General features: G+C 37.0%; 21 protein-coding genes. 13 read left to right on the top strand and 8 right to left on the bottom strand.

Going from position 1 to position 26425, the window contains the following annotated elements; genetic code table 11:
- Positions 1 to 99: 99 nt before the first annotated feature.
- Complete coding sequence (locus tag QM481_RS16575; RefSeq protein ID WP_283382524.1) at positions 100 to 1359, bottom strand: MFS transporter; 1260 nt, start codon at positions 1357 to 1359, stop codon at positions 100 to 102.
- 339 nt (positions 1360 to 1698) lie between these two features.
- Between QM481_RS16575 and QM481_RS16570 the strand changes: the two genes are divergently transcribed.
- Both QM481_RS16570 and QM481_RS16565 read left to right on the top strand, forming a co-directional pair.
- A complete protein-coding gene (locus QM481_RS16570; protein WP_283382523.1) occupies positions 1699 to 3321 on the top strand; it encodes a S8 family peptidase in 1623 nt (540 codons plus the stop codon).
- A gap of 137 nt (positions 3322 to 3458) precedes the next feature.
- Positions 3459 to 4541: a helix-turn-helix transcriptional regulator gene (locus QM481_RS16565; protein WP_283382522.1), complete on the top strand. Its 1083-nt coding sequence runs from the start codon at positions 3459 to 3461 to the stop codon at positions 4539 to 4541.
- 69 nt (positions 4542 to 4610) lie between these two features.
- Here QM481_RS16565 and QM481_RS16560 read toward each other — a convergent pair whose 3' ends face one another.
- From QM481_RS16560 to QM481_RS16550, 3 genes are all read right to left on the bottom strand, one after another.
- Complete coding sequence (locus tag QM481_RS16560) at positions 4611 to 5393, bottom strand: response regulator transcription factor (RefSeq protein ID WP_283382521.1); 783 nt, start codon at positions 5391 to 5393, stop codon at positions 4611 to 4613.
- A 117-nt stretch (positions 5394 to 5510) separates the two neighbouring features.
- A complete protein-coding gene (mog, locus tag QM481_RS16555; protein ID WP_283382520.1) occupies positions 5511 to 6041 on the bottom strand; it encodes a molybdopterin adenylyltransferase in 531 nt (176 codons plus the stop codon).
- Positions 6042 to 6527: 486 nt separating this feature from the next.
- The gene (locus QM481_RS16550; RefSeq protein ID WP_283382519.1) at positions 6528 to 7109 is read right to left on the bottom strand and encodes a TetR/AcrR family transcriptional regulator; all 582 of its coding nucleotides are present in this window, start codon (positions 7107 to 7109) and stop codon (positions 6528 to 6530) included.
- Positions 7110 to 7378: 269 nt separating this feature from the next.
- On the opposite strand from QM481_RS16550, the gene QM481_RS16545 reads away from it, so the two are divergent.
- The 7 genes from QM481_RS16545 to QM481_RS16515 all read left to right on the top strand — a co-directional run bounded on the left by QM481_RS16545 (position 7379) and on the right by QM481_RS16515 (position 14063).
- On the top strand, positions 7379 to 7774 hold the full coding sequence (locus QM481_RS16545; RefSeq protein WP_166550037.1) for a carboxypeptidase-like regulatory domain-containing protein: 396 nt from the start codon (positions 7379 to 7381) through the stop codon (positions 7772 to 7774).
- 11 nt (positions 7775 to 7785) lie between these two features.
- Positions 7786 to 9009, top strand: a complete 1224-nt coding sequence (locus QM481_RS16540) for an MFS transporter (protein ID WP_283382518.1) — start codon at positions 7786 to 7788, stop codon at positions 9007 to 9009.
- Between the two features lie 107 nt (positions 9010 to 9116).
- Entirely contained in the window at positions 9117 to 10523 is a 1407-nt protein-coding gene (locus tag QM481_RS16535; protein ID WP_283382517.1) for an aldehyde dehydrogenase family protein, read from the top strand.
- A gap of 148 nt (positions 10524 to 10671) precedes the next feature.
- A complete protein-coding gene (locus QM481_RS16530; RefSeq protein ID WP_283382516.1) occupies positions 10672 to 10923 on the top strand; it encodes a hypothetical protein in 252 nt (83 codons plus the stop codon).
- 36 nt (positions 10924 to 10959) lie between these two features.
- Complete coding sequence (gene nhaD / locus QM481_RS16525) at positions 10960 to 12237, top strand: sodium:proton antiporter NhaD (RefSeq protein WP_283382515.1); 1278 nt, start codon at positions 10960 to 10962, stop codon at positions 12235 to 12237.
- A 269-nt stretch (positions 12238 to 12506) separates the two neighbouring features.
- Positions 12507 to 12938, top strand: a complete 432-nt coding sequence (locus QM481_RS16520; RefSeq protein WP_166550042.1) for a hypothetical protein — start codon at positions 12507 to 12509, stop codon at positions 12936 to 12938.
- Between the two features lie 180 nt (positions 12939 to 13118).
- A complete protein-coding gene (locus tag QM481_RS16515) occupies positions 13119 to 14063 on the top strand; it encodes a universal stress protein (protein WP_166550043.1) in 945 nt (314 codons plus the stop codon).
- 126 nt (positions 14064 to 14189) lie between these two features.
- On the opposite strand, the gene QM481_RS16510 is transcribed toward QM481_RS16515, so the two are convergent.
- The 3 genes from QM481_RS16510 to QM481_RS16500 all read right to left on the bottom strand — a co-directional run bounded on the left by QM481_RS16510 (position 14190) and on the right by QM481_RS16500 (position 18568).
- Positions 14190 to 15035 carry an N-acetylmuramoyl-L-alanine amidase-like domain-containing protein gene (locus QM481_RS16510; protein WP_283382514.1) on the bottom strand — a complete coding sequence of 282 codons (846 nt, stop codon included), beginning with the start codon at positions 15033 to 15035 and terminating at the stop codon, positions 14190 to 14192.
- A gap of 181 nt (positions 15036 to 15216) precedes the next feature.
- Positions 15217 to 16548, bottom strand: a complete 1332-nt coding sequence (locus QM481_RS16505) for an MFS transporter (RefSeq protein WP_166550045.1) — start codon at positions 16546 to 16548, stop codon at positions 15217 to 15219.
- Between the two features lie 301 nt (positions 16549 to 16849).
- Positions 16850 to 18568 carry an alpha-amylase family glycosyl hydrolase gene (locus tag QM481_RS16500; protein ID WP_283382513.1) on the bottom strand — a complete coding sequence of 573 codons (1719 nt, stop codon included), beginning with the start codon at positions 18566 to 18568 and terminating at the stop codon, positions 16850 to 16852.
- A 461-nt stretch (positions 18569 to 19029) separates the two neighbouring features.
- Here QM481_RS16500 and QM481_RS16495 point away from each other — a divergent pair, with 461 nt between their 5' ends.
- The 4 genes from QM481_RS16495 (at position 19030) to QM481_RS16480 (ending at position 25410) form a co-directional block, all read left to right on the top strand.
- Positions 19030 to 20934 carry a glycoside hydrolase family 13 protein gene (locus tag QM481_RS16495; protein ID WP_283382512.1) on the top strand — a complete coding sequence of 635 codons (1905 nt, stop codon included), beginning with the start codon at positions 19030 to 19032 and terminating at the stop codon, positions 20932 to 20934.
- Between the two features lie 196 nt (positions 20935 to 21130).
- Positions 21131 to 21781 carry a beta-phosphoglucomutase gene (gene pgmB, locus QM481_RS16490; RefSeq protein WP_283343142.1) on the top strand — a complete coding sequence of 217 codons (651 nt, stop codon included), beginning with the start codon at positions 21131 to 21133 and terminating at the stop codon, positions 21779 to 21781.
- Positions 21782 to 22100: 319 nt separating this feature from the next.
- A complete protein-coding gene (locus QM481_RS16485; RefSeq protein ID WP_283382511.1) occupies positions 22101 to 24428 on the top strand; it encodes a glycoside hydrolase family 65 protein in 2328 nt (775 codons plus the stop codon).
- 211 nt (positions 24429 to 24639) lie between these two features.
- Complete coding sequence (locus tag QM481_RS16480; protein ID WP_283382510.1) at positions 24640 to 25410, top strand: HTH domain-containing protein; 771 nt, start codon at positions 24640 to 24642, stop codon at positions 25408 to 25410.
- Between the two features lie 214 nt (positions 25411 to 25624).
- On the opposite strand, the gene QM481_RS16475 is transcribed toward QM481_RS16480, so the two are convergent.
- Entirely contained in the window at positions 25625 to 26410 is a 786-nt protein-coding gene (locus QM481_RS16475) for a sulfite exporter TauE/SafE family protein (RefSeq protein WP_283382509.1), read from the bottom strand.
- Positions 26411 to 26425: the final 15 nt, after the last annotated feature.

Genomic DNA, 26425 nt, shown 5'->3' with positions numbered 1-26425 from the left:
TTGCCTAATGCCTAAAGCTTATACCTTCAGTTTTAAATGAGTAACAAAGATAAAAAACTGGTTTAGACTATCTTGATTTTATTTTGAAAACACTTTAATCTAAGCTTGGGAAGGTGATTGTTTTTTAGCAGAAAATAAAAAAGAAAGCAATGTGGCAAAACCCATAATACAAGTGATTATTAAGAAAGCTAACTGATAGGAGTGAGTTTTATCGAAGATAAATCCTGTAAAAATTGGTCCACAAAATGCCCCCGCAGATTCAAACATATTGATGGTTCCATTGATTTTTCCAGCCGATTTTAGACCAAATGTTCGAATAGTTAGCACATTATACATGGAATAGATACCACCCCAACTCAAAGCCATTCCAGCCGTAGCCCAGTAAACAAGGTCTTTTTCCATGGTGGTAAAACCTAGCACCGAAATCGTCATGAGCATACAGCAAAGGGTAAATACCCGATAAGTATTAAAATAATCAGATACAGAAGTGATGAGCAATTTTCCTCCAAAAGCTACTCCAAAATATAAAGTTAGCGCAAAGGTGGCATCTTTGGCCGTAAAGCCTAAGTCGGTAATGTGTAAAAACAAATTGGCGACCACTCCCAATAAGCCGTAAAAAGTAAGAAAACCACAAAGACATATCAACCAAAAAGTAGGTGTTTGTAAGGCTTGTTCAAAGCTCAAACCTTCGGTTAAGGGTTCTGATAAATTGCCTCCAACTGAGTCAGACGCGTCTTCACTACCAAATGCTTTAAGATTGAGTTCGGAAGGGGAACTTTTGATAAATAGAAAAATAAAAGCAAACAATATAAGAGGAAAAATAGCCAAATGTTGAAAGGTGCTTCGCCAGCCCCATAGCTCTAACCAATGATGGATGAGATTGGGAAATACAAAACTACCTAGACTTGTTCCAGCCAAAGTAATGCCCAGAGCCAAGCCTTTATGTTTGTGGAACCAACTAGATACCAGAATGATAGCCGAAACAGACCCTGAAAGTGTGTAGGCTACACCAAATAAAAAGTGAATAAAGTAGGCTTCAAATTTGGTGTGAATCATGCTGTAAGAGTAAAGGGCAACACTTAAAACTAAGCTCCCAACTAAGAGTAATCTTCTAACTCGAAATTTATCTATCAATAATCCTGAAAAAAAAATCAAAACAAAAGCTGTGGCATTGGGTATCGAATCTCTCAATTTTAGCTCCGAACGTGTCCATTGAAATTCATCCAACAACACTCTATCGAATACTGAAATGGTAGTTGATGTAAGACCATTGATTACTACCAAAATCAGCAAACCTGCAAAACAAATGAGGAAAGGGTAATATCGTTGAATCCACCAATGCTGTAAAAGATGTTTCATAGGCACAAATTGAGCATGTTGAAATTTATTGTATATACATTAAATACAAAAAATGGTATCGTCAAGTTCCTTAAATGCCGATTGCTCGATTTATTTAATACAGAACTCCCAAAATCTTGAGAATCGGATATATTTTCTTAGTTTTGCATAAAACTACCCTACTTATTTTGGGCACTTCTAGCTGTTTGTTACCATCAAAATACAAACACCGTGTTCGTATTAGTTTGGGAGCTGTTTGCTACGTTTGATAAAATACTTCTCTCGACCTTAGGAATTTGATACCTGACTTGACTAAGCCGTTTTAAGTAGTGCATCACAGACTCCATTAAGTACTAGTTTATGATTAAATCTAAGATTGCCTTAACTGCTGCTATTTTCTTCTCAATAATTGGTTCTGCATCTGCGCAGTACCTTGACAATTCTTTCAATAAAGCTCCCGATAATTGGTTTAATTTGGATTTTCAGCAAGATGGCGTGCTAGGAATAAGTACAGAGCGTGCCTATCGTGAAATTCTTAATAAAAAGAAATCCAAAACTGTAATAGTCGCTATTATCGATTCTGGGGTAGACACTAATCATGAAGATTTGAAGGATAATATTTGGGTAAACCCCAATGAAATTCCCAATAATGGAATTGACGATGATCAAAATGGATTTGTAGATGATATTAATGGATGGGATTTTTTAGGGAATGCAAAAGGTCAAGACCTTGAACGTGAAAATATGGAGCTCACGCGTGAGTATGTCCGCTTGAAAGCCAAATATGGTAGTTTTCGGGATAGAGATATTACGGGGCTTTCGTCCAAACAAAAGTCAGAGTATGATATTTACAAAAAAGTAAAAGCTAAATACGATGATAAAATCAAAGAGCTTAATGAGCAAGGGGCATTTGTCATAAAACTCTATAATAAGTTTGTGGAGGCAAAAAAAATCATTTTAGATTATACTGCTTCAGACCAAGTAGGAAATGCTGAATTAACCAGAATTGGCGTTACAGCCCCAGAAGAGGTTAAATCTGCCAAACGAATGTACGAAGTGTTAGCCAAAGTAGGACAGGACGAGGTATCGCTCAAAGAAGGATTTGATTATTATGATGCCCAAATGAAGTTTGGCATCAATATGAATTACAATGCGCGTCAAGAAATTATTGGTGATGATGTAAACAATATCGCTGATAGAAACTACGGAAACAACGAAGTAAAAGGTCCTGATGCGCGTCATGGTACACACGTGGCAGGAATTATCGCCGCCAACCGACGTAATTCTTTGGGTATATTGGGCGTTGCTAACGACGTAAGATTAATGATTTTGCGTGCTATACCCGAAGGGGATGAGCGAGATAAAGATGTTGCCAATGCCATTCGTTATGCCGTGGATAATGGTGCCAAAATTATAAATATGAGTTTTGGAAAACCATTTTCTCCTCAAAAATCGGCTGTAGACGAGGCTGTTCGCTATGCAGAATCAAAAGATGTTTTATTGATCCATGCGGCAGGAAACGAAAATGAAAATATAGATGTAAATGATAACTTTCCTTCAAAAAGATATTTGGATGGAAAAATTGCAGAAAATTGGATTGAAGTAGGAGCAACCAGCTGGCTTCAGCCACCAAGTGCCATTGCTGAATTTTCGAATTATGGAGGAAAAACCGTAGATGTTTTTGCCCCTGGTGTTGATTTAAAATCAACAGTGGTAGGTTCAAAATATGAGGATTTGAGTGGCACAAGTATGGCCGCACCAGTAGTAACAGGCTTGGCAGCCATCATCAAGAGTTATTATCCTGAACTTTCTTCCAAGCAAATCAAGAAAGTGATTTTACAATCGGCGACAAAAATGCCTCATACCAAGGTAATGCAACCAGGTACTGGCGATTTGGTTGAGTTTAGTAAACTATCTATTACTGGTGGCGTTGTAAATGCCTATAATGCGATTCGTTTGTTGGAAGACGGACATCAGCCTTAGAAAGAGATTTTGTTAAATCGCACGATTTTTGAGGGATAAAAGCGTAATCATTGGAATTTTTTCGAATAATCTCGTAAATTTCCATCAAAAGTATTCATCTAAAGGAAACGGCTTATTCGTGCAGAAAGGAAAAAATCATGTCGATTGTAAGTAACAATATCAAATATCTTCGTAGACTCAACGGTCTTACTCAAGAGCAGTTTGCTCGCCGAATAGGAATTAAGCGCTCTTTGTTGGGTGCTTACGAGGAGGCTCGTGCCAATCCGAATTTGGAAAACCTCAAAATGATTGCTCAGGTATTTGGTACATCAGTTGATGCACTCATTAAAACAGATATACGCAAGATTAGAGATACGCCAGGTATTGCTGGTATGTCTTCGGGTGGAACAAATCCTTACAAGACAGCTGCACCTCCGATAGACTCAGAGCCAAGTTCGATTGGGGCGCTTATTTCTAACACTTTTCCTACAACTACTTCCTCGGTCAATCCCATTCAGAGTTTTTACCAAGGTAGTCCAACCGTTGCGCCAACCGAACCGCAAGTTGCCATTCCTGCATTGCCAATACAACAGGTAGTAGAAAAGTATTATCGTACCGAAAATCAAGTGAATTTGGTCTCTCAGAGAGTCGTTCCTAAAAAATATCACTCGGTAGAAGGGGATAAACAGTTTGTCAATTCAATTGCGCCATCTGTTCCAACACCAAGTCCACGAACGAATACAATTCCTGAACCATCAAAAACACCAATTTTGGCTGGAGCAATTCGATTGGTGACTAAACAGACCTCAAAGGAATATGCTGCAAATTGTCAACGACAGGATTTTATCGCTGCATTACCCAATATGCTTTTACCGAATATCCCCTCCAATAATTGCCGTGCTTTCGAGTCAGGTGATGATTTTGTGCTTGAAAACTCAATTATTGTAGGTAGCCAAATCAAAGATTGGGCAGATATAAAAGATGGTCAGCATTATATCCTTGTTTCTTCACAATATGGTATTTTGTACCGCCGAGTTTACAGTCAAGCCAAAATAAAAGGTACTTTATTGTTGAGTTCAGACAAAGCTAATATTTCGAGTAAAGAGGTAAGCCTGAAAGATATACAAGAGATTTGGGAATGCTTGGCTTTTGTCAGTTACCAAATGCCAGAGCCACAACCATCACTGGAACGTATAAAGGATTTGGTGGAAGATTTGAAAACGGAATTAGGAAGAATTTAGAACAAAGTAAGGATATAAAGTTTATCAAGGATTCAAAAGTAGAGCTCTGCCAAAGCGGCTGAGCTTTTTTTATATCATTTTGAGGGTCTTTAACAGATGCAATGCTTCGTTTGTGTCCTGCATTTTTAACTTTTGTAAAATATTCTGACGGTGTTTATACACGGTTGTCAGTGCAATACTTAGCAACTCCGATATTTCTTCGCTTTGAAGTCCCTTTCCCATAAATTTCGCTATTTCGAGTTCACGGGTTGTGAGGAGTTGAAGTTCTGTACAATCGTTGGTGAGCTGGTCTATTTCGAGAAGCATTTCTTTGGAAGCTCCTGTCAAAAAGAGATGTTGTTTGCCATCTCTTTTGACATTACTTATATTTGAAATACATGAGAGAAAATATTGTACTTTGCTATTTTTATCGAGTGTGAATATGCTGTTTTCTTGACAAATTCGTCTTATTTTTCCATCCTTTCCGATAAGTTCGTAATCATAAATTGCCTTGAAATGAGGGAGTTGGCTTTCAGAAATGCTCATCAGATAGGTATTCATGTACTTTATGAGAGAGCACAAACCTTTGAAACTCGAAGATACCAAATGAGAGAGAAAAGCCTCTGGTCCTACGTTTTTTAGATAGTCATTTGACCAACCACAAACGTTTTGTAAATCTCCCAAAAGTAATCCATATTCATCACTGTCGGGACTCCAAATAACAAGCCCAAGTTGTTGAATTCTTAGCACTTCATCGAGTAAAGCATTATTCAAATTAAAATAACTGATCTTCGAGTGTTCAGCATCTCCTAGACTTGACTGCCAAATACTATTTAATGGAGATATATTAAGAGGAAAGGTGGTACTTTTCATGGTGTGAGGGTTGTATATAGCAATAATGGTATCGATATATACAAATATACCCTCTAACCTTATCAGTAGAAATACCACATTTGTGGTATAATTTGTATTCAAAAAGATTTTGCTAATTTATGCCTTCGGTCTAAACTCTTTCATGACATCTTGATTACAAATCAAAAATGGACCTTCTATTAAATCGATGCAATATGGAACCGCTGGAAATACAGCATCCAAGCATTGACGAATAGCTTTAGGTTTGCCTGGCAAGTTGATAATTAGCGACTTACCTCTAATGCCAGCCGTTTGTCTAGAAAGAATTGCTGTAGGCACATACTTCAAACTTTCGGTACGCATTAGTTCGCCAAAACCAGGCATCATTTTTTCACAAATAGCTTCAGTTGCTTCTGGAGTTACATCTCGTTTGGCTGGACCAGTACCGCCCGTTGTCACAATAAGACAACAGCCTTCGGTATCAGACATATATTTTAGCGTTTCAGAAATAAGCTCTTGCTCATCAGGAATGACTTTGTAAACAGTTTCAAATTCAGAAACAAGGTACTCTTTTAGTGTTTCGACAACAGCTTTTCCTGGAATATCTTCATAAATACCTGCACTTGCACGGTCAGAAACATTGATTACGCCAATTTTGATTGGTTCCATGAGTATAAAATAATGTTTTAAAAGATAATGTATGGTTATTGAAGCCAGCTTGTGTATTTTTGATGTGTACAATTCACTATACTTTCAACAACCAAAAATATGTTATATCTGCAATCAAAGTTACCAGATGGTTTGGAAAAAATCATGACATTGGTCTTTTTCGGTCTGATTCTTTTGGGTCTATATTTTGCAATGAAAAAGTTTAATAAGAATCATTAGACAAAACAGCGCTATAAATTTTGAGTTTAAAGTTGCGATCGTATACCAGAACGGCGCTAATAACAGAACATGAATCATCCCGAATTTTAAGATTCGGATTATTCGCCAAATTTTCATCAAAAAAGCGGTCGAAAAATATTTTTCGACCGCTTTTTTGATGCTATTATACTAGATTTTACTCATCTTGAGACGCAATCATTGCGTCTCTACTTTTTAATATAATCACTCATGCGCTCAATTACTAAATTAGGGATGTCTTATGTTTTGTTATTGTTTTTTGATACCGTCCCAACACGTAAAAAAGGCTAATTCAAGGTCTGAGCTTGTCAGCTGAAATTCTCCTGAAAGCTGCAATTTTATAAGAGAACCAACACTTCCCATCACGAAAGAAATCATGATTTTAGGAGGTATATCTCTAACTGCTTGTGTGAAGACCGCTTTTCGTAAAAAATCGTATATAGGCTGTTCAAGTTTAGTTAAATCTGTTTTTGGAATTTGTTGTAAAAACGGAGAGTTTGAAAACTGTTCCAGAAAATAAAATTCTTTGGGGTTTTTAGTGAAATAATGAAAGTTCTGAAGATAAAACGCCCGAATCCTATCCTTGTAATTTTTGGAAGCATCATCGTTTTTGAGTAGCTGATTAGTCGTTCTTTCTTTCAAACTTACATACAGAGCGCAGATTAATTCATCTTTACTCTTAAAATAGTGGTAAATGGTCCCTGCGGCTACATTGGCTTGTTTGGCCACTTCTGACATAGGGGAGCTATGAAAACCATGCTTAGAAATTAGCTCAAGGGTTGCGTTCAAAATAGCTTCTTTTTTATCAAATTCTTTTATAATGTTTGCCATCGTTACTTAGTTCACACTTGTTTTATCAAAATTGCTCATAAATGTTAATTTCTGTCTTAAAATAGCGTAGAGCTTATTTGAAAGAATCAACTGTTTGTAAAACAGTTGATTAATAGTCATTTGTTGAGCGAGGGAGGGCAAAAAAAGTGCTTTTGCTCATCCAACAAAGTAAGTTATATATACTATGGATTCGAATTATTCTATCTAAATTGGCTACTTTCGCCCTAATGACTGTTAATTTTACAATAAGTTTCAAAATATTTAGCCTTATGAAAAATCTCCTACTATTATTTTCATTCCTTTGTCTTGCGAGTTCTGGATTTGCGCAAAAAATCTTAACAGGTCGTATTTTAGACGGAGATAACCAACAACCTATTCAAGGGGTAAACATCACTATTAAAGGTGGTACAGAACGAGCTACTCTTTCGGATATCAAGGGTAAATTTAGTCTTCGTACCGAAAATACATCTACAATATTAGTAGTTGAAATGGAGGACTATGAGCCTTTAAAAATTAAGTTAAATACAAATTCTCAAAATTTAACAATTTTATTGACATCATCGAACGAAGATTCAAACGGTTTACGCTCTGTAGGCTTCCATAATTCAAAAATGTTGCCAAAACGTAAAGATTTGCCTACTTTTTATGCTAAAGTGCTAGACTAATTTTGAAACAAATGAAAGTTTTTACAGGAATGAACAAATTCTATCGTGGATGGTGGGTATTACTGGGTTTGTCTTTAATGTATATTGGTTCCAATGGATTTGGTATTTATACATTACCGCTATTTTACCCTAGTATCTCTCAGGAACTATCCCTTACCAAAGGAGTTATTACACAAGCGCCTAGCAATATGTATCTGGTATTGGCGCTGTGCTCACCTTTTTGTGGATGGTTATTAGATAGATTTGCGCCAAGAGTTATACTTGGGGTAGCAGCCGTTATTATGGCTGTTTTGTTTGTCTCTTTAGCAATGATTAGCTCATTTGAGCAATTAAAATGGTATTATGTATTCTTTGGTGTTGCGTTAAGTTTAGGTGGGGTAATTCCAAGTGTGTATTTGATTAGTCGTTGGTTCGACAAGCACAGAGGTATCGCATTAGGGTTATTTTTGAATGCTTCTAGTTTTGGAGCTACAATATTGAGCAAACCTGCGGGGTATTTTTTAGCATCTGGAGGGTGGCGTGTGGCAGCAATGTATGTAGGAATTCCTGTGGTTGGCATAATAATATTAGCTCAATTTCTCCTTAAAAATCGTCCTTCAGAAGAGGAGTTTCAGCAGGAAGTAATGCCTCGAAACAGTTTTCTTCAGGATTATACTTTATCGCAGGCCCTTCGACAGCCAACATTTTACACCTTATTGATAGCTACAGCAGCCTTATGGTTTTGCATTAATGGTATTTTGTTCAATAAGGATTTATTTCTGTCTGATTTGCAATTAACACCTTCACAAACAGCAAGTTTTGCTTCCTCATTTTTCTTTTGTAGTATTATCGGAAAAATTGTGTTTGGGTATATCAGTGATAAAATTCGAAAAAAAGACGCTATGCTAGGGTCTATCGTTGTGTTAGGGCTTGGTGTATTGCTACTAAAAACCTGTCTGACCCATGTCGATATGTTGACAATCTCAGCAATTGTGCTCGGAATAGGCTATTCAGGGGCTTTTACCATGATTCAACTGTTGATAGCAGAACATTATGCAGGCAAATCTTATGGCTTGATTTTAGGGGTGTTTACCATGATTGATACCTTGGCTGGTAGTATAGGGATTCGAGCAATCGGGCAGCTTCGTGCTTCAACGGGTTCTTACAATACCTCATTTGAGGTTATGTTGACGCTTTGTATCGTTGCAATAGTTTTGGTTGCTTTTTCGAGAAAAAAAGAAAGTTTAAATACATAGGTTATTTTCCCTAGAGAAAAAATCTAAATAGTTAATTTTGTCAGAAGACTGAGATATAACAAGTACTTAGTGTTGTACAGAGGCCCAATTTTTAGCGTAGAAATTTTATGGAAATAAGAAACCCCAGAACTGGCAAATTTGATTTTTCGATTCAACCTGTAGATGCAAACGGTGTGCGTTCTAGAACGATTTCATTAAGGGCATCGCAACCTGGTTGGTTGGCCAAAGGAATCGAACAGCGAGTAAGGGTACTTCAACAATGGCATACATTAATTGAAGACTATTCTACGGATTTACTGGAATCCTTAATAGATGATACTGGCAGAAAGACTGAATCGGAGAAAGAGCTCAATTATGTGCTTCGTGCCATTGATAGTTGGTGTGAAATTGCCAAGAAGATTTTGCGCGAGCCCGAAAGTTTATCTACTTCTATTCCTGTGCTAAAGCTCCAAAATCATTATGAGCCCTTTCCTTTAGTGGGAGTTATTAGTGGCTGGTGCTTTCCATTTGCGCACTTGATGAAGGAAATAATACCTGCTTTGCTGGCAGGTAGTGCAGTAATTGCGAAGCCAAGCTGTGTCACACCAAGGTTTGTCAGAACCCTCAATCATACGATTCATCGTACACGAGGACTCAGAGAAGTACTTTCCATTGTAGAAGGCACAGACGATATTTTGGAGCCGATGTGTTCCAATGCCGATTTTGTATGTTATAATGGTACTGCCACCGAAGCAAGGCAAGTTTCAGATATTGCTCATAAATTGTTCAAGCCTTCTTCTATTCAGCATGGCTTAAAAAATACCGTTATTATTACCGAAACAGCAGATTTAGAAAATGCTTCTTCTGCAATTTTGCTGGGTGGTTTTTGGAATGCAGGACAATCCTCGTCTTCTATTGAAAGAGTGTATGTTCACCGAAATGTCTATCATTTGTTTTTGTCAAGATTAGTCGGAAAAGCTAACCTCATTCGGTTGGCATATCCAACCACTGAGTCTGGACAAATTGGACCTATTATTGCCGAACCGCAAATCAATATCATTAACGGGCAACTCTGGGAAGCTTTAGAAAATGGTGCTAAATTGTTGACAGGAATTGGACAATGCGAAAAATGGGAGGGGGGGTATTATTGTCGTCCTACTATTATTACCAATGTAAAGCCAAGCATGAAGATTCTGAATGAAGAAACGCTTGCTCCGATTTTACCAGTGATGTCTTATCAAGATACAGAAGAAATTTGCGAATGGGTGAACGGTATCACACAGGCACATTCAGGCGCTATTTTCTCAAAAACACCTAACGAAGCAATAGCCTTAGGAGATAAACTTTCAATACCATATCTGTCAATTAACGATATTGCCTTAGAGGAGGTTTTGCAAGTGGGACAACACCCTCAAATGACTCCCGAAACATTGGAATTTGAAGGTACATTCTCTAATTATAGGAAATTTTTTAGAAAGAAAACTTTTATTATCAATACCCACAAACCATTTGGAACGGGTTGGATTAAATCATAGGAAATGGCGTAAGTGGAATAGCTTACGCCATTTTTGTTTAAAATGGTTTATTTTCAATGATTTAATGAAATTCTAAGGAATTCTTCATGAGTTGTTGAAGCTTGTTGAGTTGTTTTGTAAAACATAATTATTCAAAAAATAGAATTGTATGCAACTCAAACTTACTACTAAAATGAAGAAAGCTGCACCACAAAGAACACCTTTTCGTGTAATTGTGTTGAGTGCGTTTTTGCTTTTATCGGTCATCGTCAATATTTTCTTGGGTATATCAAGTAATTCATGCTCACAACAATTAGCGCATTATAAAATATTGAACGACTCTATTATTACCCAGAAAAATCAACTTCAGGAGCAACTCAATGCGTCTGATCAAGATTCACAGGAAGCAACCTCTCATTAATATCCTACAATATTCATTCAACTAAACTAGTGCATAATGACCACATTGATGATTCTTATTTTTGTGATTGGCTATCTAGCAATCACACTCGAACACAATATCCATATTAATAAAACTGCTACGGCCTTGCTTACAGGTGTTTTGTGCTGGGCAGTATATGCGCTCAATGCTTCTGATGTGCATATCGTTTCAGAACAATTGTCGCATCACCTCGGCGATATTGCCGAAATTGTTTTTTTCCTGTTAGGAGCCATGACCATCGTTGAACTCGTAGATGCTCATGATGGGTTTGCGATTATTACCCAAAAAATCAAAACACAAGATATAAAGACCTTGATGTGGCTTGTCGCAATTCTAACATTTTTTATGTCGGCAGTTTTGGATAATTTAACAACTGCAATCGTGATGGTTTCACTATTGAGAAAAATTTTGGTATCGAGCGAAACCCGAAAAATCATGGTGGGCTTAGTAGTGATTGCCGCCAACGCTGGTGGGGCGTGGTCGCCACTGGGTGATGTCACAACTACCATGCTCTGGATAGGGAAGCAAGTTTCGGCCATGGGCGTGATTTCGCAGTTATTAATTCCAAGTATGGTCTCATTGATTGTTCCATTGTTATATTTACATTTTACCCTAAAACCCAAAGGCAACGTCTTTTCTGCCAAACTTGAAAATACGATGGCTTTGCCTAATGCAGAGAGAAATTTGATGTTTGCGGTTGGCTTGGGTGCTCTATTGTTTGTTCCAATATTCAAAACAGTGACACATTTGCCGCCATATATGGGTATGTTGATGGGCTTAGGGGCTGTTTGGTTGGTGTCAGAACTTATTCATAAAGACAAAGATGAGGAAACAAAATCCAAGTACTCGGCGGTGCATGCTCTACGCAAAATAGATACGCCTAGTATTTTGTTCTTTTTAGGTATTTTGGTAGCAATTGCAGCTTTAGAAAGTACTGAGCAATTGCATCATTTTGCCGAGTGGATGAATCAAACTCTGGGTAATCAAGATTTGATTGTATTTGTGATTGGTATTGCCTCTTCGGTTATCGACAATGTTCCTTTGGTAGCAGCCTCTATGGGTATGTATGACCTTCAGGCATTTCCAACGGATTCCAAATTATGGGAGTTTATGGCCTATTGCGCAGGAACGGGCGGTAGTATGCTGATTATTGGTTCAGCGGCTGGTGTGGCAGTAATGGGTATGGAGAAAATTGATTTTATGTGGTATTTCAAGAAAATATCCTTTGTCGCCTTGTTGGGGTATGTAGCAGGTGCTTTGGTGTATTTATCGCTCTATTCATTTACTCATTAAGAAGAAAAAGGGCATTTAAGCGAAAAAAATGATAACAAAATGTTAATTCTTTGAAAGAGTAGCACTTTTAACACGAATATTTTTTAAATTTTGATGTTTTTTCGGATTCAGTACCAAAAAATTGGCAAATTAAGGTAATCACAATACATTATTGTAAATTTGTAGAACCTTACTTTATTTATTTGGTTTGCTAAGGTTAGGGATTCGAATTGAACGTATTCCCTATATTCAACTATAATCCAGTATTAAACGCATAACTCTAAGTGATTATGAATAATTCTATAAAATATCTTTCAATCGGTGCGATTGCTTTGACACTAACATCTTGTACCGAATCGAAACAATTAGTTGCTTTGCAACAACAAGCCGCTCAATTAGAAAACACTTTGAAGAAGGAAAGAGAAGAAAACGTAGAACTTAGTAGTTTTCGCTTTAGTCTCGAAAGTCAGTTCAAAAAGAAAACAGAAGATTACGTAAAATGCCAAGAAGATGGTAAAGAAACCATGGAAAGCTTGTCTGAACGTTACAATCGTTTGTTGACTGACTACAACCAACTTTCAGCAAGTTATGAGGTTTTGGATAAGTCAAACAAAGAGCAAGTAGAAGCTACCAAAGCTCGTATTTCTGAATTGGAGTCTCAATACAAATCGGCTGCCAGCAAAAAAATTGTATCTAAATCAAAAAGAAAAAGAAGAAGATAGATTTTCTTAACGTTTATAGATTTTTTAGCGCCCTCCTGTAAAGCTACAGGAGGGCGTTTTTTTTCTTAAAATCTTCTAATTTTTTTTTAATTGAACTTTAATTATTCCAGATTGTATTTTTTGTAATTTCATTTCGTTAGTATTTTGTAATTAGTATTTGAATTAAATCCCTTATGTGCTATGGAACGTATGCGAATCGAAAAAATCTTAGTACCTATTGATTTCAGCCTAACCTCAGAAAATGCTTTAAAAGCTGCAATCCATATTGCAGAACAACACAAGGCTAAACTTTACCTTCTACATATTATTGAGCCAGGAATTTTGATGTTTGCTCAAGATGGTAGTTTAATTTTTGATATTACATCAGATAGTATTGATAAAGAACATGAACATCGCTTAGAAAAACTATATGATCGTTTCAAAAGTAAAGGATATTGGGAGGTAGAAAGCGTAGTGAAGCACGGTGAGGTAACTCCTTTAATTGTACAAACAGCAGAGGAGATTGAGGCAGATTTGTTGGTGATGGGAAGTCATGGTACTGAAACAAGCTTGGATGACCTACTAGGTACCAATGCTTACAGTGTGGTAAAACGTGCGAAATGCCCAGTTTTGACTATTCCTACGCATTATCACTGGGAAGGAATCCACAAAGTATTATTCCCGATTCGTTCAGTATTGGGTGCTTTGGATAAATATCCTATCACAGAGGCGTTATTGTCACCTTCTGATAATCCTGAATGGTTACTTGTAGGATTGAATGACCACGAAAAGGCAGATGACAAAGCAAAAGTGGAGGAATTTGTGGGACAATTTACGCAGTTTTTGACTAGTCAAAACAAGCAGTTTAAGTTGTCAAATTATGAAGGGGAAAATCTGGCAGGAAAAGTGTTAGAAATGTCAAATACAGAGGGTGTAAACTTGATTGTAATGACAACTTCAACCACAACATCGTTTGCAAAATACTTGGCAGGTAGTTATTCTCAACAGGTGGTGAATCACTCGAGAATACCAGTGTTGTCAGTAAGTCCAGATATTTCGATTAAAATCAAAGAAAGTGAAGCTACTCCAGAAGAAATTTTGGAAAACCTTGGATACGGATATCCATTTTCAGGTACAGTGCTCTAATAGTTGAGCCAGACAAAATAGAAACGATTTGAAGCATATTCAGTCAAATTTTGTCAATATCAAAACCTCAATCAGATAATATGATAGATGCTTTTATCTCTCACTTACCTGATTGAGGTTTTTTCGTTATTTCTTGACCAACCTCGAAATCATAATGCCTGTTTGACTAGCGTGCTTTGCCAAGTATTCTGCTAGTGGCTCTGGTGAAATAATGACCTCTTTCAAATCTTGTGAAGCGTGCAATAGATGCACTCGTCCATTGACCACAATCGCAAATCCCTGATGCGAAATATCCAGGCCACTTTTTGAGGTTGTAATGGCAATAATATCACCATTTTGAATACACGATTCTCTTTTTGCTACCTCGGCTTTAGGGATATAGAAGAAACTTTTACGAATCAATTCTATTTCTGCCATTTTCACTGCCTCAAGTGCGCGATAATCTTCCAGTTGAGGATAAAGCGGTAGGTGCGAGGTCATGAACGACACGCTTTTCTTGTACGGTTTTCCAGCACATGTCTGTGTTTGGTCTTTGATAAGCCCTTTTCGTTCGTTTTCCTTCAACCAATCTGTAAAGTAGTGTAGTCGTGAGCCATATCCATTTACATGACCAAAACGATAGCGAAGCGTTTCTAGGTTATGCTTGAACTCCTCAAATGAATTGTTTTTGCACAGTGAAATAGCTAATACGGATTCAACCAAAGTAGAACAGTCAAACTCTCGAAGATTGACGACTAAATTTTCTTTTTTGCTTTCTAATGTGTTGGCTACATAAGGTTTTCCTAAAAATGATTGTGCAATTTCAATCACCCTTTGACCTTGTTCTGAATTATACTTTTTTTGAATGGTAGCTTCAAAAATACTTTTGTCTGATTCTTGAGCAATTCCTGCCCAACTAATCCCACAAAATAAAAGGTTTAAGGCAATCGCCTTAAACCTTTTATTTTGATATGCTTTTTTTAATAATGACACGGTAGTAGTAATAAAATGGTTGCGCTTTTATTTCTTTAACGCAATATTAAAACTTCTTATTTGAAACTTATCCTGATTAATTGTGCTATTGTCGAATTAAAAATGGAGAGACATAGCGCTAAAAATCTAGATACTAACAGCTTAAACTAAAATCTGTAAAGCCTATAAACTATTCCCAATTTTATGATTGTTTTTCTTTCACAAACATAACAGATATTGCTCCTAAAATCATAAATACACCTGCAAGCAATAGCGCATATACTGAATTGGAATCGTAGATATGTTTTACTACTAAACCTCCAAAAATACCATTTACAATTTGAGGGAAAGTGATAAAGAAGTTGAAAATACCCATATATACGCCCATTTTGTGGATAGGAATACTGTTGGCTAAAATTGCGTAAGGCATTGCCAAGATACTTGCCCAAGCAAAACCGATACCCACCATACTCAAAATCAAATAATCTGGATTTGTGATAAAGAAAATGGAGATTAGTCCTAAACCACCGCAAACCAAAGAAAAAGCATGTGTAGTTTTTTTGCCGAACAACGAAGCAATTTTTGGCAAAGCCAAAGCATACACAGCTGAGACACCATTGTAGATGCCAAATAATGAGCTCACCCAGTCTCCAGCATCGTTATAGGCTTTCGAACTATGGTCGTCCAATGGCAAGCCATATACCTGATGCGCGATAGCTGGTGTTGCATATACCCACATAGAGAATAGGGCAATCCAAGAGAAAAACTGTACCAAACCCAACTGTTTCATGGTTGTTGGCATTTGGGCAAAATCCTTGAAAATATCCTTTAAACTAGCTTGATCGTGTGATTCATCTTCAAAACCAAATGATTTTCTTTCTGCTGGCGAATATTCTTTCGTGGTAAAAACGGTCCAAAGAATAGCAGTAAGAATAATAACCGAACCAACATAGAAAGAGTAAAGAACGTTGTCTTGTACATTTCCATTGATGGATTCATTCGATACGTTGAAAAATTTATTAAGAATTGTAGGAAGAAAACCACCAGCAATTGCACCAATACCAATTAAAGTAGTTTGTACCGAAAAGCCTGTTGTATTTTGTTCATCTGGCAAATTATCTGCTACCAAGGCTCTAAACGGCTCCATAGCAATATTGAAAGAGGCATCCATAAACATCAAAAAGCCTGCTCCCAAAACTACTGCTGGAAGTACACCCGCCAAAAACGAAGCATTTGGCATAAATGCTAAAGCAACGGCTGCTAAAATAGCTCCTGCCAAAAAATAAGGTTTTCGACGACCAAATCGTCCCCAAGTGGTATCCGAATAGTGTCCAATAATTGGCTGGACAATCATTCCTGTAAGTGGTGCTGCCAACCAAAACCAAGAAAGGTGTTCTACATCGGCGCCATAAGTTTGAAGAATACGTGAGGCGTTACCATTTTGAAGTGCAAAGCCAAATTGGATACCCAAGAAACCAACGCTCATATTGATAATCTGCGCCAGACTCAAGAAGGGTTTATTAATTTTTTTCATGTTTATGGTTAATGGATTATTGGGTGAAAGTGTAAAGTTGTGTTAATAATTCTTAGAGTATACTTAAAATTTATAAGTCGTTAAGAAATAAAAAAGTGTGTATTTGATTTTCTGAAATCCTGCTGTTTGAGCCGCAGGCGAGTTTAGGGTTTCTTGACATTCCTTACTTTTCTTGTGTCAAGACAAGAAAAGTAAGGAATGTCAAATGGAAATTCTGTTTCTTTTACAAAAGCCAAATAATTTTTTTACTATACTCTTATAAAGATTCATTCATACACAAAACTCTACACTTTTAAATGTACTATTTTTTAGAAGAAATCTCATAAATTACCGCTGAGTTTGGCGCTACTTTGATAGAGATATTTTCTTTGGCATTAATTTTTTGTGAACCTTTTGCTTCATACACCCCTTTTAAGGTATAATTTCCTTGAGGGGCAAGTCCCATAACTGACCATGCACCATCAGGAATATGAAGACTGATATTTTTTTCTTGGTAATGATCAAAGTTACAAACTACTACTAGCTTCTGATTTTCGCTATAACGTAAGTATGAATATACCTTACGACGATCATACTCATGATTTTGAATATATTGAAGGTCGAAGAATGCGCCTTTTTGTACTGCTTCAGAACCATTGACAAATTTCAATAAGCCTTTATAGAATGCTTGTAAATTCTTTTGTTCCTCGGTTAAGCCTGCGCCATCAAATTTACCTCCATTCATCCATGCCTGATGGGAAGGAACTCCCCAGAAATCAAACATTGTGGTACGGTCATCCGCTTGATTGAAGCCTTCTTTTCCATCAGCTTTTTCGCCCAGTTCTTGACCAAAGTAAATCATCACAGGTCCTGTGTGAAGCGTGGCTGTAACGACCATGGCAGGCACTGCTGCGAATGGATTTCCTTTGGCAAATGCTGGTGTATTGACACGTTGCTCATCGTGATTTTCTAAGAAACGTAACATGTGCTCAGAAATATCCCCTGATTCATGTTGCCAAACGCGAGTAATATCTTCTACGGTTGCTTCATGTTTTTGCTCAACTAATCTTCTTAGTCCATCATACAAACCAACTTTGTCATACAAATAGTCAAATCCTCCAACCTTGATATAGTTGTGGTATTCACGAGGGTTGTAGATTTCTGCAATGAATACCATTTCTGGATACTCTTTTTTAATGGCTGAAGTTGCATACTGCCAAAACTCTACAGGTACCATTTCGGCCATATCACATCTGAAACCATCAACACCTTTGGCAGACCAATATTTCAAGATTTCAACCATCTTAATCCAAGTAGATGGAACTGGATCAAAATGACGACTACGTCCGTTGAGAATATCTACACCATAATTCAATTTTACCGTTTCAAACCAGTCATCAATCGTTGGTTTTGACGAAAATACATCGTTACCCGAGGCTTTTGCAGGCGACTCAATATACGGACCTTCTGGTTTGACAGGAGAGTTTACTCCATCAGGGATTTGGAACTGAGTATGAGGGAGATAGTAAAAGTTATTATGTGGGTCAAAGCCTTTATTTACATCATCATCTTGACCAAAGTCACGTACACCCGCAGGCTTCATGTCTGAGTGATACACACGTGCCACGTGGTTGGGTACAAAGTCCATTACTACCTTTAGTCCATTTTTGTGAACACGAGCCACCATCGCCTCAAATTCCTCCATTCTTTTGCTAGGATCTGAGGCAAAAAATGGGTTTACGTCATAATAATCCTTGATAGCAAATGGCGAACCACAACGGCCTTTTACTACATCTGGATGGTCTTTTGGAATACCCAACGCCGTTAAATCTTCCATCGTAGCATGCTCAATAAGACCAGTCATGTACAGATGTGAGTAGCCAAATTTTTTCAATTCTTTCAACGCTTTATCGTTGATGTCTTTGAATTTAGTCACACCATTTTCGGCAGCCGAACCATTCATTTTGTTGGTTGAATTGGTATTGCCCCACAAGTGGAACATCATCTGTAGAATTACTAACTTGTCGTTTTTCTGGGTCATAATTTTCGTTTTCTCGCTTGATTTAGTTTTTGTCAGGGATTTATCTTTATTCTTTAATTTACTAGAATTATTCTTGTTGACCAAAACTTGAGTTTTCGGACGTTTTTTAGTTTGCGAGAAGGATGCCCAATTCAGAAATATGCATCCCAATATTGTTAGGAAAATGAAGTGTTTTTTAAGCATTTTTAGAATAATATTTGGCTATTAGCACAGTTTAGCACAGATTCAATTCATTTAAGTAGCTAATAGCTTTGTGATAATTTTGCTCGAATTTAAGATTTTATTATTAGGATTTTCTTCATTTTATTTGAAAAATTGCAAACTTTTAAAGTTGTCATCAGGTATCTTGAGTAATTTTTTTTGTATTTTAGAAATGTTTAATTGTATTTACATTTTCTGCCTTGCTGCTCATTGCCAATAGCTTAATGACTCATTTTTCCATTAACCATCTCTTTATAAACATGAAAAAAACAATTCTATCCTTGGTGCTTTTGGGAAGTACTTTTTTGGGTATCGCTCAAACACCAAGTATCCAACGTGTAAACCCTACAAACTGGTGGGTGGGCATGAAAAACCCATCTTTGCAATTATTGGTATATGGTAAAAACTTGAAAGGCGCCGACGTCAAAATCAATTACCCTGGCGTTACGCTTCAAAAAGTAAATACTGTAGAGAATCCAAATTATTTATTTCTTGATTTGACAATTGCTCCTGAAACAAAAGCGGGTACGTTAAACGTAGAAATGACTAAGACCATTCAGGTACAGAAAGGTAAGAAGAAGGCTATAGACCAAGTGGTAAAAATTACACAGCCTTTTGAATTGCGTGTTCGTGATAAAAAGCCTCAAACTGTCAATTCTAAAGACTTTATTTATTTGATATTGCCCGACCGTTTTGCCAATGGCGACCCAAGTAATGATAAGTTTGACGATATGGCCGATAAGGTTTCGGATCGTAAAAATCCTTTTGCCCGTCATGGAGGCGACTTAAAGGGAGTTACCCAACATCTTGATTATTTCAAAGAGTTAGGTGCTACGGCTCTTTGGTTGAATCCCGTTATTGAAAATGACCAGCCTCAAACGGATGAAGGTGGCGCTATGCGTTCTGCTTATCACGGCTATGGTTTTACCGACCAATATAATGTTGACCGTCGTTTGGGAGGCAATGCAGCTTATTTGGAAATGGTCACTGAAGCACACAAAAAAGGCTTGAAAGTGATTCAAGATGCAGTGTACAACCACGTGGGTATCAACCACTGGATTTTGAAGGATATGCCATCAAAAGATTGGTTGAATCAATGGGATACTTATACCAATACTTCATATCGTGATGAGCCCGTTGTTGATGTTTTGCATGGAAATAAATCTGACTTTAAGGTTCAGCAGAGCGGTTGGTTTGTGCCCTTTTTGCCAGACTTAAATCAAAATAATGCTTTTGTGGCCAATTACTTGATTCAACATGCACTTTGGACGGTCGAATATTTTGGTATTGATGGTTGGAGAGTAGATACTTATCAGTATAATGATTTGCCTTTTATGAATCGTTGTAATGCCGCTCTTTTTGAGGAGTATCCAGATATGTTTATCACAGGTGAAAATGCTGTACAAAACATCTACAGTCAGGCGTATCATGTGAGAAATAATATCAATTTGCCTTTCAAAAGTAATTTGCCTTCACCAAATGATTTTGTATTGCAAACAGCTATCAATGATGCCTTGAATCAAAATTTTGATTGGGGAAAAGGCTTCAATCGTATTTATCAGGTTTTATCAATGGATGCCCTATATCAAAATCCTGATTTAAACATGACTTTTGTAGATAACCATGACCAAGACCGCTATTTTTCGGTTATTGGCGAAGATTTGAACAAATATAAATTAGGTTTAGGTTTCTTATTAACTACCCGCGGAACTCCACATTTGTATTATGGAACGGAAGTATTAATGAAAAACTTCAAAAATCCTTCTGATGCGGAAGTTCGTCAAGATTTCCCAGGTGGATGGGCTGAAGATGCAGTGAGTAAATTCACAGCTAATGGACGAAATGAGAGAGAAAATGAAGCCTTTAATTTTGTAAAAACGTTAGCTAATTTCCGTAAAAACTCCTCGGCATTGACTACTGGGAAATTAATGCAGTTTTTACCACAAGATGGCATGTATGTATATTTCAGATACGATGCACAACAAACGGTTATGATTGTTATGAGTCAGAATAAGGATGATAAAGAACTCTCGACTGACCGTTTTGCTGAAATTATGGGAGGCTTTACCTTTGGTAAAGAGGTTGTCTCAGGGAATACTATTTCTTCTTTGCAAAAAATCAAGGTTCCAGCCATGTCAATTCAAGTAATTGAGTTGAAAAAGTAGTATTAAGGAAATGAAAGAGTGAAAGTGATTGGGTAATAAAAATCACCATTAAATATCCGACCTCTGAAATATTCTCCATGCCTCAGTGTCTTTCTAACGGTACTCCTTGTAACTTTGTGATAATAATTCTTTAAAAAAGGTTGGGAATGTTATTTTTCCCAACCTCTCTTTTTTCCATTAACCAAACTTTCAAACAATGACAACAGTAAAAGCGTGCCTTTTTGACCTAGATGGCGTAATCGTAGATACAGCAGTTTACCATTTTCAAGCTTGGAGACGATTAGCCAATGAATTGGGTTTTGATTTTACAGAACACCAAAATGAGCAGTTGAAAGGTATCAGCCGTATGGAATCCCTAGAATTGATCTTGAATTGGGGTGGTGTTACACTTACCGAGGAGGAAAAAGTAGCATGGGCCACTAAAAAAAATCAATGGTATTTGGATTTAGTAATGCAAATGACACCTAACGAGGTTTTGCCTGGTGTACCTGAGTTTTTGAAGTCTCTCCGTGCCAATGGTATCAAAATCGCTTTGGGTTCGGCAAGTAAAAATTCAAAGTTGATTTTAGAAAGAATTCAAATGCTTGACTATTTCGATGCTATCATCGATGGTAATAATATCACTAAAGGCAAGCCAGACCCACAAGTATTTTTGATGGGAGCAGAGGCAACAGGTGCACAACCGTCTGAATGTGTGGTTTTTGAAGATGCTGTAGCGGGTGTTCAAGCTGCCAAAGCGGGTGGCATGAAAGCCGTTGGCGTAGGTTCGGCAGATATTTTGACAGAAGCAGATATTGTTATTGCTACTTTCGAAGATTTTTCGGTAGAGAAATTAGCACAGATATAAGTTTTAGGTTTATATATTACTTGGTTTTTACCAACCTAAAAGTCTTTGTAAGGGTAGCCTTTTGGGCTACCCTATTTCATTTTCAGGACTTTAGAATAATTTTGCTTCGATTTAGGCTAAATCTACTTTCTTGAATCGTAAAAAAACACCCTAGCACAGCAAGGACAATTTTCTACAATTGAAGTAATTTAGCAGACTAATAAAATAATCAACTTAAGGAATTGTACATTTCCAAGAACTTGCGTGAAAAAGATATACTAAAGTATTGAAGTATTGGAAATAGTTAGATACATTGCCATTAACCATCCATTATAATACAATGAAAAACTACTTAAAACATGACGAATGGTGCATAATTGAAGAAGGGTTTCACCGTGAATACAACGAAATCACTGAGTCAGTTTGCTCCCTAGGAAATGGACGTATGGGCCAGCGTGGTAACTTTGAAGAAACCTTTACAGGAAAGACGCTTCAAGGTAATTACGTAGCTGGTGTTTACTATCCTGACAAAACCCGTGTGGGTTGGTGGAAGAATGGTTATCCTGAATATTTCGCAAAAGTATTGAATGCCGCCAACTGGATTGGTATAAAAGTTGAAATCGATGGAGAAGAGTTAGATTTGAATCGTTGTGAGGTAGCAGACTTCCGCCGTGTCCTTAACATGAGAGAAGGATATTTGGAGCGCTCATTTATCGCAACTTTGGCAAGTGGAAAACAAATCAAGGTATATACAAAAAGATTTAACTCAATCGTGGACGACGAATCGGGTGCTATTAGCTACTCGATTACGCCATTGAATTTTGACGGTAAACTTACTCTGACACCATTTATCGATGGTGATATCAAAAATAAGGATGCCAACTACGACGAAAAGTTCTGGGATGAAATTCATCGCGAAACTGCTTTTGCTGAAGGTTATATAGAACTTCGTACTAAAAAGACGGGTTTCCACGTGGTAACTGGTCAGAAGTTTGAAATTCTTCAAGACGGAAAATCGGTTGATTTTCAAAGTTTCCCCATCAAAGCAGAAAAATACGTTGCAAGCCAAGTAAGCTTAGACGTTATTTCGGGTCAAGAAACTACGTTGATTAAATATGCTTGTAATCTTTCTTCAGAAAATTATGCTGTAGAAGAGCTTCTTCCAGCAGCAAAAGCGTATTTGGCTAAAGTTGCAGCCAAAGGATACGATACCATGCTGGCTGAGCAAGCAGAAAAATGGATTTCAAAATGGCACATGAACGACATCGTAATTGAAGGTGACGTAGCTGCTCAACAAGGAATTCGTTTTAATATTTTCCAGCTCAACCAAACTTACTCTGGCGAGGATGCTCGTTTGAATATCGGTCCAAAAGGATTTACTGGTGAAAAATACGGTGGATCAACTTATTGGGATACTGAGGCGTATTGTATTCCTTTCTACATGGCTACAGCTGATGCACAGGTAGCTCGTAATTTGTTGGTATATCGTTGGAAACAATTAGGTCGTGCCATCGAAAATGCAGGTAAATTAGGTTTCAAAGATGGAGCTGCTTTATACCCAATGGTTACCATGAATGGGGAAGAGTGCCATAATGAGTGGGAAATCACGTTTGAAGAAATCCACCGTAATGGAGCCATTGCCTATGCTATTTATGATTACATCAACTATACTGACGATAAAGCTTACTTAGCTGAATATGGCTTTGAAGTATTATTAGGTATCGCTCGTTTCTGGGCTCAACGGGTCAACTGGTCAATTGCTAAAAAGCAATATGTAATGTTGGGCGTTACTGGACCAAATGAGTATGAAAACAACGTAAACAACAACTGGTACACAAGTTATATAGCAGTTTGGTGTTTAAAATACGCCAAAGAAGCCGCAGAATATATCAAGTCTACCGATAGTGCTCGTTATGCAGAATTGGTTGCTTTATTGAGTTTGAATGAAGAAGCTGAATTTGGTAAATTCCAGCATATCATCGACAATATGTATTTGGCGGAGGATAAAGAGTTGGGTGTTTATTTACAACAAGATGGATTCTTAGATAAAGAATTGATTCAAGTAAAAGATCTACCTTCTACTGAACGTCCTATCAACCAAAAATGGTCTTGGGATAGAATCCTTCGTTCTTGTTTCATCAAGCAAGCTGATGTTTTACAAGGAATTTATTTCTTTGAAGACGATTTCGATGTTGATACAATTCGTCGTAACTATGATTTCTATGAGCCAATGACGGTTCATGAGTCTTCATTAAGTCCATGTGTTCACTCAATCATTGCGGCCAAATTAGGTGATAAGCCACGTAGTTACGAATTCTACCAGCGTTCGGCTCGTCTAGATTTGGATGATTACAACAATGATACCGAAGACGGATTGCACATTACTTCAATGGCTGGAACATGGATGTCTGTAATCAAAGGATTTGGCGGCATGCGTGTGAGAAATGGTCAAGTTTACTTGAACCCATTTGTACCAGAAAATTGGAAATCATTTGCTTTCAAAATCAGATTTAGAAACAATATTCTGAATATTATCACCACATCTGATCATGTAACAATCGAAAACCTCGAGGGCGGAGATATTACAATCAATGTAGGCTCTGAAGCTTACGAAGTAAAAGCTACTTCGTCTGTAGTGGTAGCCTTGGGTGCTACGGAATTGGCGTAGGGATTAATAATACTCCTAAAAGCTAGTCGCCTTGTATGAGGGGACTAGCTTTTTGTTTTTAGGTATATTTTCCTATACAACCTTTTTTATTATGACTCTTGAATTCGTTCTATGGAATATAAATTTAAAAAGGAGATTATATGCTATAATATTTATTAGTAGCATTATTTTTGCTGAACTTATAGTTATAATACACTTAAAATAAGTTCATATGAGAGAATTAAAATGGATTGAAGCGATTGAGCGCGTTCTCAAAGAGCATAGTAGACCTCTACATTATACAGAAATTGCCGAGCAAATACTTGAAAATGGTTATAGATCATCTGTTGGATCCACACCTGCTACTACAGTCAATGCGTACATAAGTAATGATATTCGTGATTTTGGGAATGAATCCATTTTTATTAAGGTGGCAATGGGGACTTTTACCTTGCGTGAAAGATCAAATACTTCTAAGGAAAAGTTTAAAAAGAGCGAAATTAGTTATACTTCTATAATAAATTCCTATGGTATGTTCTGGCATAGGAATCAAGTATTCTGGAATGAAAGACCTGATTTATATGGTACGCAGTTAGAAACAAACTCGATAACTAACTTTAAGGAACAAAAAGGCATTTACATACTTTATGATGGTCCAAATATTCTTTATGTAGGGCAAGCAATAGAAGAAACGATTGGAGAGAAATTATTTGGACATACTAATGATTATCTTGAAGGAAGATGGAATCGCTTTTCGTGGTTCGGTATTTATGAGCCAGATTTTGAAGGTACAATATTTACAGTTCAGGAATCAAATCGAGAAATTTCTATTCAGGATATTGTTGAAACTATGCAAGTTTTACTCATCGAAACACTTGAGCCAAAGCAGAATCGAGATTCAAAAACATTACTTTCAGGCTTAGAATTCAAGCAAGTCGAGGATCCTGATTTAAAAAGAAAACGAATTCAACAAATTCTTTCAGAAATAAGCACTTCTTACTAAGCTTCGAAAATCATACTTGTAAGCATGAGCCTTTTCTGTTCTAGAACATAGACTAGATTTTTTTCCTTATAGGATACGATTTAAATCGTATCCTATAAGGAAAAAAATCTAACTTTAAATGGTTTAATTGTTTGATTTTCAGTTACTTATTTTTTTTGGTTTGTGGTTCCGCATTAATTCAAACAATCACTAATTCACTAAATCACCACCTCACTCAATGCTTAAAGAATATATCATAGCCAAAGCGTAAAATCACACCTATTACAACGACCACAAAGAAGATTCTTACAAAAGCACTCCCTTTTTTAAGCGCTAATTTAGTGCCAACTATTGATCCAAGAATGTTGGCAATTGCCAATGGAATAGCTACTTTGTACAACACATCTCCCGATGACATAAAATAGATAATGGCAGGAACATTCGATGCACAATTCATGATTTTGGCATAAGCGGAGGCGTGTAAAAAATCTAAGTAAAAAATTGATACAAAAGTAAAGATCAAAAAACTACCCATTCCTGGTCCGAAAAAGCCATCATAAAACCCCAAAATAGCTCCAGTGAGCATGACTCCCCAGAAAAATACCTTACCATGATATTTGGGAGCATGATGCGTTCCTAAATCTTTTTTGACCAAAGTATATATTAAAACCAATACTAATAACACCAAAATAATGGGGCGTAGGGTTTCTTTGTCAAGTGAACTGACTAATCGAGCACCCATTAGGGCAAATACCCCTGTGATTGCTACGGCAGGTAACATGACCTTCCAATCAACTTTTACCTGTTTGATATATTGTGAAGCTGCCACTAAAGTACCAGACACAGAAGCTAATTTGTGTGTACCAATAATAGTTGGAATAGAAAATTGTGGTAAAAATATCAATAAAGCTGGTAGTTGAATCATACCACCACCGCCAACAATCGAATCGACAAATCCAGCAGAAAAGGCAAAAATGAGTAAAAAAGAAAGAGTTTGAAGACTAATATCGTCAAGGAGCATGAGCAATGAGGGTTG

Source organism: Flectobacillus rivi (genome assembly GCF_030056655.1).
Lineage (GTDB): Bacteria > Bacteroidota > Bacteroidia > Cytophagales > Spirosomataceae > Flectobacillus > Flectobacillus rivi.
The sequence above is the reverse complement of the archived record's forward strand: the minus strand, read 5'-3'. Positions and strand labels throughout refer to the sequence as shown.